This window comes from Xanthobacter sp. BG11Y11_SDJG, assembly GCF_057364445.1.
Genome location: NZ_JBNFNU010000338.1, coordinates 1 through 4,633 on the forward strand (window position 1 = coordinate 1; position 4,633 = coordinate 4,633).

Annotated in this window: 2 protein-coding genes and 1 pseudogene; all 3 read left to right on the forward strand. The window is 71.4% G+C overall.

The window, feature by feature from the left end; all coding sequences use genetic code 11:
* Positions 1-77: 77 nt before the first annotated feature.
* Positions 78-446, forward strand: a pseudogene (locus AC2W7M_RS20155) (tetratricopeptide repeat protein); the annotation flags it as partial.
* Positions 447-1,159: 713 nt separating this feature from the next.
* Positions 1,160-3,355 carry an NfrA family protein gene (locus AC2W7M_RS20160; RefSeq protein ID WP_486134392.1) on the forward strand — a complete coding sequence of 732 codons (2,196 nt, stop codon included), beginning with the start codon at positions 1,160-1,162 and terminating at the stop codon, positions 3,353-3,355.
* A 100-nt stretch (positions 3,356-3,455) separates the two neighbouring features.
* Positions 3,456-4,633: oxygen-independent coproporphyrinogen III oxidase (gene hemN, locus AC2W7M_RS20165; protein ID WP_486134394.1), on the forward strand; the 1,178-nt coding region annotated here is incomplete at its 3' end.

The following is a 4,633-nucleotide window of genomic DNA, read 5'->3' on the forward strand; positions in this document are numbered from 1 at the left end:
GCGCTCTCCGCCAGCCCGCCCCGCCCCCCGTCATCGAGTCCGCGGAATTGACGGGCGAGGCCTGGCGCACCGCCGACATGGCCTACAAGGCCCACCGCGACAAGAATTATGCCCAGGCGTCCGCGCTGGCCCGCGAGGCGCTGAAGCTGCGCCCCGACGTGCCCCGGCTCTGGCTGCTGCTGATGGATTCGCTGGAGGCGCAGAACCGCCTCGCCGAATCGGTGGCGGCGGCGTCGGAGGCGGTCGCCGCCGGCATCAAGGACCCGACCGTCATCGCGCGCCTGCGCGCCCAGAGCCGCATCCTGGCCCAGGGGCCGTCCTTGGCCGCCAACAAGGCGCTCGCCGACCACAATCCCAAGGCCGCCATCGAGGCGGCGAGCCGCGCCATCGCGCTGGTGCCGGACGATCTCAGCTACCGCATGCTGCTGGTCTATTCGCTGATCGCCGACGGGCAGATCGAGGCGGCGGAGAAGGCGGCGTCCCAGGCCATCGAGGCCGACCCGCGCTCGTTCCTGCCCCGCACCATGCGCGGCTATCTGCGCATGCGGCTCGGCCAGATCGAGGCCGCCGAGGCCGATTTCGACGAGGCGTTGAAGGACGAGGTTCTCACCGGCGACACCAACCGCGACGTGCGCATCGTCATCGCCGACGCGGCCATCGCCGCCGGCCATCCCGAGCGCGCTTTGCGGGTGCTGGAGGGGCTCGACGCCAAGGAGCCGGGGGTCGCCGCCCGGCGCCAGGTGGCCAATGCCCAGAAGGACAAGCCCCAGATCGTCCCGGACAATGCCAACCAGACGCTGCCGGTGCCCTACCAGAAGTGCATCGACACGCCCTACGGCCCGGTGTGCAGCCTGGTGCCCGCCACCACGCCGCCCGGCGCCGGCGTCTCCGACACGCCCGGCTACATCGAGGCTCTGGAGGCGTTCAACGCCTATCGCGACGGCGACAACAAGCTCGCCGAGACGCGCATCCGCGAGGCGCTCCAGGCGAGCCCGGGCAACCTCGCCTGGCGGCGCCTGCTGATCGACACGCTCGACCGCGCCAACAAGCTGGAGGACCTCGCCACCGCCATCCGCGAGGCGATCGCGCTGGGCGACACGGACCCCGCTCTGGTCGCCCGCAAGGCCGTGACCGACAAGCGCCTCGCCGAGCGGACGCGGTGCAGGCGATCAAGGACGTGGCCGCCGGCAAGACCAAGGCCGCGGTCGCCGCCGCCAAGCGCGCGGTGGACCGGGCGCCCGACGCCATGGTCTACCGCGTCGTGCAGCTCCAGGCGCTGCTCGCCGCCGACCAGACCGAGGAGGCGCTCGCCGCCGCCAATGCCGCCGTGCAGATGGACGAGAACGACCCGCTGCCCCGCATGGTGCGCGGCTATCTGCTCCAGAAGACCGGCAAGACCCTCCAGGCGCGCAAGGACTTCGACGCCGTGATCGGCTCGAACATCCTCACCGACCTCGAGAACGTGAACTACCGCCTGATCGCCGCCAATGCGGCGCTCGCCAACGGCCAGGCCGAGGAGGCGCTGAGCCTCATCGAGCCCATCGAGGATCCGAAGAACCGCGAGATCGACGAGATCCGCAAGGCCGCCCAGGCGATGCTGAAGAGCCCCACGGCGAAGCGCCCGGCGCTGCAGGCGCCGCAGGTGTTCTGCCAGCCCACCACCTACGGCGTCATCTGCTCGGTGTTCGCGAATCAGGGCGGCGGCGGGGGCGGCGATGCAAGCGCCCCCGGCTATGCCGACGGCACCGAGGCCTATGCGGCGCTCGCCAAGCGCGACTATCCCCGCGCCGAGGCCGCCGCGCGGCGCGCCGTGGCGGCCGATCCCGACAACAGGAACTACCGCCTGCTGCTCATGCAGGTGCTCACCGCGCGCGGCAAGTATGCCGAGGCCGAGCAGATCGCCAGCTACCTCCTGGCCCGCAGCCCGCGCGACGCGACGCTGCTGGTCCAGCGCGGCGGGCTGCGTCTCAGCGCCAAGGACTATACCGGCGCGATCCGCGACTACCGCGCGGCGCTCGCCTCCGGAAACCTGCCGGTGTCGCAGTATCGCGCGGTGCGCCTCTCGCTCGCCGACGCGGCGCTCGCCGCCAAGCAGCCGGAGATCGCGCTCGCCACCTTGAAGCCCATGGCCAACGAGCGCAGCTACGACGTCCAGGCGCGGCTCGGCTATGCCTATCTGGCGCTCGACGACAAGGAGAGCGCGCTCGCCGCCTTCTCCGAGGCGGCGGTCTACGCCACCTCGGCGCAGCAGCGACGCACCATGCTGTCGGCCCGCATCAGCGTGCTGGTGCAGCTCGGCCGCAAGGACGAGGCGAAGCAGATCTTCCTCGAGGCCTACAATCGCGGCGAGCTGCGCGGCATGAAGGCGGTCGACCTCGCCGTGCTCGCCGGCCAGGTGGGCGAGGACCAGATCGCCTACGACTACTTCACCGAAGCCGACGCCAAGTGGCAGCTGCGCGGCACGACGCTGATCGATGCCGCCTACAACGCCCGGCGCACCTATCACAACAACGAGGCCATCGGCTATTTCAAGCGCGCCATCGACGAGCATCGCGAGGGCAAGCTGCCGATGGACCCGCAATACCTGTTCGGCCTGCGCCGCGAGGTGGCGGAGCTGAGCCGCACCTGGGGCGCCTATCTGTCGGCGAGCTACGGCTCCTCGGCCGGCATCGCCCCCTCCAACCCGCTGGCGCCGACGCCGATCAGCGCCAACCGCTCGCTGGGCATCGGCGGCGAGATCTACTGGCGCCCGCCGGGAATCGGCTACCGCGACGGCGCGATCTTCGAATTGTTCGTGCGCGGCTACGGCACGGCCTATTCGGAGGGCGGCGGCGCCGGCTGGGATACCGTGCAGGGCAGCGTCGGCGCGCGCTGGAAGCCGATCAAGGACCAGAACCTGATCTTCGAGACCGCCTATCTGTTCCCGGTGGGACAGGCGGCCCGCCAGGACTGGCTGCTGCGCGCGGCCTATTCCAAGGGCGAGGGCACCGACCTTCGGGTGGACGTGCCGCACTGGCGCACCTGGCAGATCTATGCCGACTACAACTACTTCGCCATGTCGGGGCAGACGGTGTCGAGCTTCGAGGCGCGGTACGGCGAATCGTTCCGCCTGGACGCCATCAGCAACCGGCTGGTGCTGTGGCCGTTCCTCGCCATCGGCGGCAGCTACGACAACAGCGTGGACACGCCGTTCGCGCTCGGCGCCGGACCGGGTGCCACCATGCGCTACTGGTTCCGCGAGGACGAGTACACGGCGCCCATGTCGTATCTCGACCTCACGCTGCAATACCGCTTCAAGCTCGCCGGCGACGACCGCGCCGAGGGCATCTTCGCCGGCGCCTTCCTGTCCTACTGACGACGGCGGCGGGGCCATCCATCGACGCCGGTCCGCATGTCGCGGGCCGGCGTTGCGCCACGTCAAGGCGCGCGCGGCCGGGCGGCGCGATGCATCGACCATGAGACAGGATCTGCTCGCCCGTTATGCGCAGCCCGTGCCGCGCTACACCAGCTACCCCACGGCGCCCCACTTCGCCGCCCTGGACGGCGAAACCTACGCCGGCTGGCTCGCCGAAGCGCCGGCTGAGGCCGCCGTCTCGGCCTATGTGCATGTGCCGTTCTGCGCCGAGCTGTGCCTGTATTGCGGCTGCCACACCCAAGTGGCGCGCTCCCGCGTGCCGGTGGAGGCCTATGCCCGCCGCCTCGTCGAGGAGATCGGCCTGGTGGCGGCGCGCCTGTCCGGCCGGCGCCGCCTCACCCACATCCATTTCGGCGGCGGCACGCCCACCATGCTGGAGGACGCGGACTTCGCCGCCGTGATGGGGGCCCTGCGGGCGGCCTTCGACGTGGCGCCCGGTGCCGAGATCGCCATCGAGATCGATCCGCGCGTGATGGATGCGCAGAAGGCCCGCGTGCTGGCGCGCGAGGGCTTCAACCGCGCCAGCCTCGGGGTGCAGGATTTCGAGCCCAGGGTGCAGGCCGCCATCGGCCGCACGCAGTCGTTCGCGACCACGCAAGCGGTGGCCGAGGCGCTCCGGCGCGAGGGCATCGGCGCCATCAATCTCGACCTCATGTACGGGCTGCCGCACCAGGACGTCGCCTCCGTGCGGCGCACGGTCGAGGCCGCGCTTGCGCTCGATCCGAGCCGCATCGCCGTGTTCGGCTACGCCCACGTGCCGTGGATGAAGAAGCACCAGGCGCTCATCCCCGAGGCCCACCTGCCGGGACCCGAGGCGCGCCTCGCCCAGGCCGAGGCGGTGGCGGTGCTGCTCGCCGACCACGGCTACGCTGCGGTCGGCCTCGACCATTTCGCCAAGGCGGCCGATGCCATGGCGGCGCGCGCCCGCGCCGGCACCCTGAAGCGGAACTTCCAGGGCTACACCACCGACGACGCGCCGCTGCTGCTCGGCTTCGGCACCTCGGCCATCGGCGCGCTGCCCCAGGGCTATGTGCAGAACATCGCCTCGACCCCGCTCTGGCACAAGGCGGTGGCGGAGGGCCGGCTGCCGGTGGCGCGCGGCATCGCCGTGACGGCCGAGGACCGCCTGCGGCGCGACGTGATCGAGCGCCTGATGTGCGACCTCGCGGTGGACCTCGACGCCGCCTGCGCGCGCCACGGCTTCGCCCGTGGCACGTT